At 69.5% G+C, this 6,308-nt stretch carries 1 protein-coding gene; it reads left to right on the forward strand.

Annotation, left to right across the window (positions count from 1 at the left end):
* Positions 1-63: 63 nt before the first annotated feature.
* Positions 64-6,308 (forward strand): SDR family NAD(P)-dependent oxidoreductase (locus AB0N81_RS41870; protein ID WP_365368174.1); only part of this gene is annotated, 6,245 nt, incomplete at its 3' end.

The raw sequence follows: 6,308 nt of genomic DNA on the forward strand, positions 1-6,308 counted from the left end.
CATGTGGCGCGTCATCTGGGTGCTGATGTGTTCGGCACGGCGAGTCCTGGCAAGTGGGATGCGGTGCGTGGGCTGGGTCTGCCGGATGGGCGGATTGCGAACTCGCGGACGTTGGACTTTCGGGAGTCGTTCCTTGCGGCCACGGGTGGCCGGGGCATGGATGTCGTGCTGGATGCGCTGGCGCGGGAGTTCGTGGACGCCTCGTTGGATCTGTTGCCGCGTGGTGGTCGGTTCGTGGAGATGGGCAAGACCGATATCCGTGAGCCGGAGCAGGTCGCCAAGGATCATCCCGGGGTCGTCTACCAGTCCTTCGACGTCATGGACGCCGGAGCGGAGCGCATCGCGGAGATGTTCGCGGCGCTGGGGGTGCTGTTCGACAGTGGCGAACTGCCTCCGCTGCCGGTCCGCAGCTGGGACGTACGCGAGATTTCGGATGCCTTCCGCTATCTCCAGCAGGCCCGCCACACCGGCAAGCTCGTCCTGCGCATGCCGGCCGAGCCGGACCCGCAGGGCACGGTGCTGGTGACGGGTGCGAGTGGCGCGCTGGGCACGCTCCTGGCCCGACACCTGGCAGCCCAGCACGGGGTACGTCATCTGCTCCTCGCCTCCCGTCGTGGCGAGGCGGCGCCGGGTGCGGCAGAACTGGTCGCGGAGCTGGCCGAGTTGGGTACGCAGGTGACCTGGGCGGCTTGTGATGTCTCTGACCGGAGGGCGCTGGCCGATGTCCTGGGGGCTATTCCATCTGATCGCCCGTTGACGGGTGTGGTGCACGCGGCGGGTGTCCTGGATGACGGTCTGCTGGAGTCCCTCACTCCGGAGCGGCTGCGTGGCGTGCTGGCGCCGAAGGCGGAGGCGGCCCGGCACCTGGATGAGTTGACGCGTACGGCTGATCTCGCCCTGTTCGTACTGTTCTCCTCGGCCGCGGGCACCTTCGGCAACCCGGGCCAGGCCAACTACGCCGCCGCCAACGCCTACTTGGACGCCCTCGCCCAGCACCGCCGCAGCCTCGGCCTGCCGGGTCTCTCTCTGGCCTGGGGCCTGTGGGACCTGGAGGCGGGTGGCATGGGCGGCACGTTGGCCGAGGCCGACCGGGCCCGGATGGTGGAGTCGGGCACGGCTGCCCTCACGGGTGAGCAGGGCCTGGCCCTCTACGACACTGCCCTCACGCTGTCCGAGGCGGTGCTGGTGCCCATGCACCTGGACACCACGAAGGTGCAGCAGTCCGGGGAGGAGACGGATGCCCTTTTGCGGGCGCTGGTCCGCACACCGGCTCGTCGTACTGCGCGGGCCGCAGGGCAGGGGAGTGGCGCTGGCGGGCAGAAGCTGGCTGAGCGTCTGGCGGCGATGGACGTCAGGGCCCGTAACGAGTACCTGCTCGATCTGGTCCGCACCGCCGCCGCTGCCGTACTCGGCCACGCGGCCGGCGAGGCGATCGCTCCGGGCCTGCCGTTCAAGGATCTCGGCTTCGACTCGTTGACGGGCGTCGAGTTCCGCAACCGCCTCGCGAAGGACACGGGCCTGCGCCTGTCGGCCACGCTCGTCTTCGACTACCCGGCTCCCGACATACTCGCCGCCCACCTGCTGACGGAACTCGTCGGCGAGCAGGCTGAGGTCGTCGAGATCGATGAGTTCGGCGAGTTCGACTCCGAGGCGTCAACCGCGTCGACTGCGTCACGTGAGTCCGGTGACGCGGTCACGGGATCGGCCCTCGCTCCGGCCGACGAGGCGATCGCGATCGTCGGGATGGCGTGCCGCTTCCCGGGCGGGGTCTCCTCGCCCGGCGAACTGTGGGACCTGCTCGCCTCCGGAGGGGACGCGATAGGCGGATTCCCGCTGGACCGCGGCTGGGACGTGGAGGGCCTGTACGACCCGGACCCCGGGGCCACGGGCAAGACCTACTCCAAGGTGGGCGGGTTCCTCTACGAGGCGGGCCGCTTCGACGCGGAGTTCTTCGGGATCAGCCCGCGCGAGGCGCTGGCCATGGACCCGCAGCACCGGATCCTCCTGGAGACGTCGTGGGAGGCTCTTGAGCGGGCCGGCATCGAGCCGGGTTCGCTGCGCGGCAGTTCGACCGGTGTCTTCCCCGGCATCATCTACAACGACTACGGCACCCGCCTCACCAACTACCCGGCAGACCTCGAGGGCTACCTCGGTACGGGCAGCTCTTCCAGCGTCGCGTCGGGCCGTGTGTCGTACACGTTGGGTCTTGAGGGTCCCGCGGTGTCGGTGGACACGGCGTGTTCGTCATCGCTGGTGTCGGTGCACTTGGCTGCGCAGGCGCTGCGGAGTGGTGAGTGTTCGCTGGCCCTTGCGGGTGGCGTGACCGTGATGTCGACTCCGGAGACGTTCATCGAGTTCAGCCGTCAGCGGGGTCTTGCGGCGGATGGCCGGTGCAAGGCGTATGCGGAGGGTGCGGACGGTACGGGCTGGGGTGAGGGCGTCGGCGTACTCGTCCTGGAGAAGCTCTCCGACGCGCGTAAGAACGGCCACCGCGTGCTGGCCGTGGTCCGTGGCACCGCCGTCAACCAGGACGGCGCGAGCAACGGACTGACGGCACCCAACGGCCCCTCGCAGCAGCGCGTCATCCGCCAGGCCTTGGCGGCCGCTGGTGTGTCTGCCGGTGATGTGGATGTGGTCGAGGGGCATGGGACCGGGACGCGCCTGGGTGACCCGATCGAGGTGCAGGCGCTCCTGGCGACGTACGGACAGGCGAGGACCGCCGATGAGCCGTTGTGGCTGGGTTCGGTGAAGTCGAATCTGGGTCATACGCAGGCGGCTGCTGGTGTCGCGGGGATCATGAAGATGGTTCTGGCGATGCAGCATGAGGTTCTTCCGGCGACGTTGCATGTGGATGCGCCGAGTTCGCAGGTGGATTGGGCTGCGGGTGAGGTGCGGCTGCTGACGGAGGCGCGGGAATGGCCTGCCGGGCGGCCCGGGGAGCGAGTGCGGCGGGCTGGTGTCTCCTCCTTCGGCATCAGCGGCACCAACGCCCACGTGATCGTCGAGGAAGCTCCCGCTCCTGCCGGAGCAGAACAGACCCCCGCGGTACGCGACATGCCGTCCGTGCCGTGGGTGCTGTCCGGGAAGACCGTGGAGGCGGTTCGGGACCAGGCAGCACGGTTGGCTTCGTACGTGGAGGACCACCCCGCCACGGATCTCGTGGCGGGAGGCTACGAGCTGGTGACGGCTCGGGCGGCGTTCGCACATCGGGCCGGTGTGGTGGCCGATGACCGGGAGTCGCTCCTCGCCGGGCTCCGGGCGACCGCTGACGGCCGTGCGCCGTTGGAGGGGACGGCCGTCGGTGGTGGCCGACTGGCTCTGCTGTTGACGGGTCAGGGCAGTCAGCGGTTGGGGATGGGGCGTGAGTTGTATGGCGCCTTCCCGGTGTTCGCTGCTGCTTGGGACGAGGTGTGTGCCGCGCTGGACGTGCATCTGGATCGGCCGCTGGCCGAGGTCGTCTTCGGTTCTGAGGCTGCGGTCTTGGATGAGACCGGGTTCACGCAGCCCGCGTTGTTCGCGTTCGAGGTGGCGTTGTTCCGGCTCGTTGAGTCGTGGGGTGTGCGTGCTGATGTGCTGGCCGGACATTCCATAGGTGAGCTGGCGGCCGCGTATGTGGCTGGTGTGTGGTCGTTGGAGGATGCGGCCCGGCTGGTGTGCGCTCGGGGCCGGCTGATGCAGGATCTGCCTTCTGGTGGGGCGATGTGTGCCGTGCAGGCCGGTGAGGACGAGGTGCGGGCGGCTATGGTCGACGGGGTCGACATCGCCGCCGTGAACGGTCCCGCCTCCGTGGTGGTTTCCGGTGGCGAGGCTGCCGTGGATCAAGTCGTCGCTCACTTTGCTGAGTCGGGCCGCAAGGTGAAGCGGCTCGCGGTCAGCCATGCCTTCCATTCGTCCCTGATGGAGCCGATGCTGGCCGAGTTCGGCGCGGTTGCTGCGGGGCTGACGTACGAGCGGCCGCGCCTGTCGCTCGTATCGACGCTGACGGGTCAGGCTCTCTCGTACGAGGAGTTGTCGGACCCCGAGTACTGGGTGCGGCAGGTGCGTGGCACGGTCCGGTTCGCCGACGCGGTGAACACGCTCACCGGGCAGGGTGTGAGCGCCTTCCTGGAGGTGGGTCCGGACGCGGTGCTGACCGCGATGGCCGCCGAGACCCTCACCGACAGCGACGCCGTGTTGATTCCTGCTCTGCGCCGGGACCGGGCCGAGGCTCAGGCCGTCACGGAAGCGATCACGCGTCTCCACCTGCGCGGCGTATCTGTCGACTGGCCCGCCTTCTTCGACGGCACCGGCGCCACCCGTGCCGACCTGCCGACGTACGCCTTCCAGCACGAGCACTACTGGCTGGTCGCCTCGGGTGGCTTGGCCGATGCGGGTGGCCTCGGCCAGGCCGCCACCGGTCATCCCCTGCTGGGCGCGGCAGTTGAGCTTCCGGACTCCGATGCGGTGCTGTTCACCGGGCGTCTGTCGCTGGTGTCGCATGCGTGGCTCGCGGATCACGCGGTGAGCGGCACGGTCGTGGTGCCGGGTGCGGCGTTGGTGGAGATGGTGGTGCGGGCCGGTGATGAGGTCGGTTGTGGCACGGTCGAGGATCTGACGCTGCATGCCCCGTTGATCCTGGACGAGCGTGGTGCGGTGGTGCTGCGGGTCCAGGTCGGCGAGGCCGATGAGGCCGGGCGAAGGGCCGTGAGTGTGCACTCGCGGGTCGACGGTGCGGTGGATGAGTCGTGGACCCGGCATGCCGAAGGTGTGCTGGTCGATGGCGTGGCGGAGGCGGACTTCGATTTGGCGGTGTGGCCGCCGGCCGGTGCGGAGCCGGTCGCGGTGGATTCGCTGTACGCGGATCTCGCGGCGTCCGGTTTGGAGTACGGGCCTGTCTTCCAGGGGCTGAAAGCGGCCTGGCGCGCGGGTGACGACGTCTACGCCGAGGTCGTCCTGCCGGAGGGCACCGCGACCGACGGCTTCGGGCTGCACCCGGCGCTCCTCGACGCCGCCCTGCACGGCATAGGGCTCGGTGGCCTCGTACCGGACGGCGACGGGCGGCCGCAGCTGCCGTTCGCCTGGTCGGACGTGGCGCTGCACGCGGCCGGCGCGGAAGCCCTGCGCGTGCGGCTCTCCCGGGCTGGTTCGGGTGCCGGTGGTGTGCGGCTTCAGGTGGCTGACGGGGCCGGTCTTGCGGTGGCGTCGGTGGGGTCGTTGGTGTTGCGGGCGGTGTCGGAGGGGCAGTTGGCTTCGGCGGCTGCCGGTCGTGGTCTTGATTCGTTGTTCCGGGTGGAGTGGCGGGAGTTGGCTGCTTCGGGGAACGAGGCGTCGGATGAGCACGGTCCGGATGAGCACGGTCCGGATGAGCACGGTCCGGATGAGCACGGTTCGGATGAGCACGGTTCGGATGAGCGGGGTGCTGATCTGACGGTGGTGTCCTTCTCCGGTGACGGCGACGGCGACGGTGACGTCGATGGTGAGGCAGTCGGCGCGGGCGCCGTGGCTGAGCGTGCGTTGGAGGTTGTGCAGGAGTGGCTGGCGGCCGGGCACGGGGATGGTGCGCGGCTGGTGGTCGTGACCTGTGGTGCGGTGGCTGCTGTCGCGGGTGATGGGGTGCCGGACGTGGCGGCTGCTGCTGTGCGTGGTCTGGTGCGTTCTGCGCAGGCCGAGCATCCGGGTCGGATCGTGCTGGTGGACACCGACGGTCGGAACGAGTCGCTGGCCGTGCTGCGGTCCGTGGTGTCCGACCACTCCGATCGTGAGCCGCAGTTGGCGATTCGGTCCGGTCGGGCGTTCGCGGCCCGTCTGGTGCGGGCCGGTGAGGCGGCGTTGGAGGTTCCTGGGGCCGGCGGCAGCCCGTGGCGGGTGGATTTCGAGGCGACGGGGACGTTGGACAGTTTCCGGGTGGCGGAGTTTCCGGAGGCGTCGGCGGAGTTGGGGCCGGGTGAGGTGCGGGTGGCGATCCGTGCGGCCGGTATGAACTTCCGTGATGTGCTGAATGTGCTGGGCATGTATCCGGGCGATGCGGGACTGTTGGGTCTCGAGGCGGCCGGTGTGGTCATCGAGACCGGCCCCGGTGTACGTGAACTCGCCGTCGGCGACCGCGTCATGGGCCTGTTCTCCGGAGCCTTCGGTCCACTTGCGGTGACCGATGAGCGACTGCTGACGCCGGTTCCGCAGGGTTGGTCGTTTGCTGAGGCGGCGGCGGCTCCGGTGGCGTATTTGACGGCGTATTACGCGTTGGTGGATCTGGCGGGTCTGGGTGCGGGTGAGTCGGTGCTGGTGCATGCCGCGTCCGGTGGTGTGGGGATGGCGGCGGTGCATGTGGC

The organism is Streptomyces sp. NPDC093510, assembly GCF_040683555.1.
Lineage (GTDB): Bacteria > Actinomycetota > Actinomycetes > Streptomycetales > Streptomycetaceae > Streptomyces.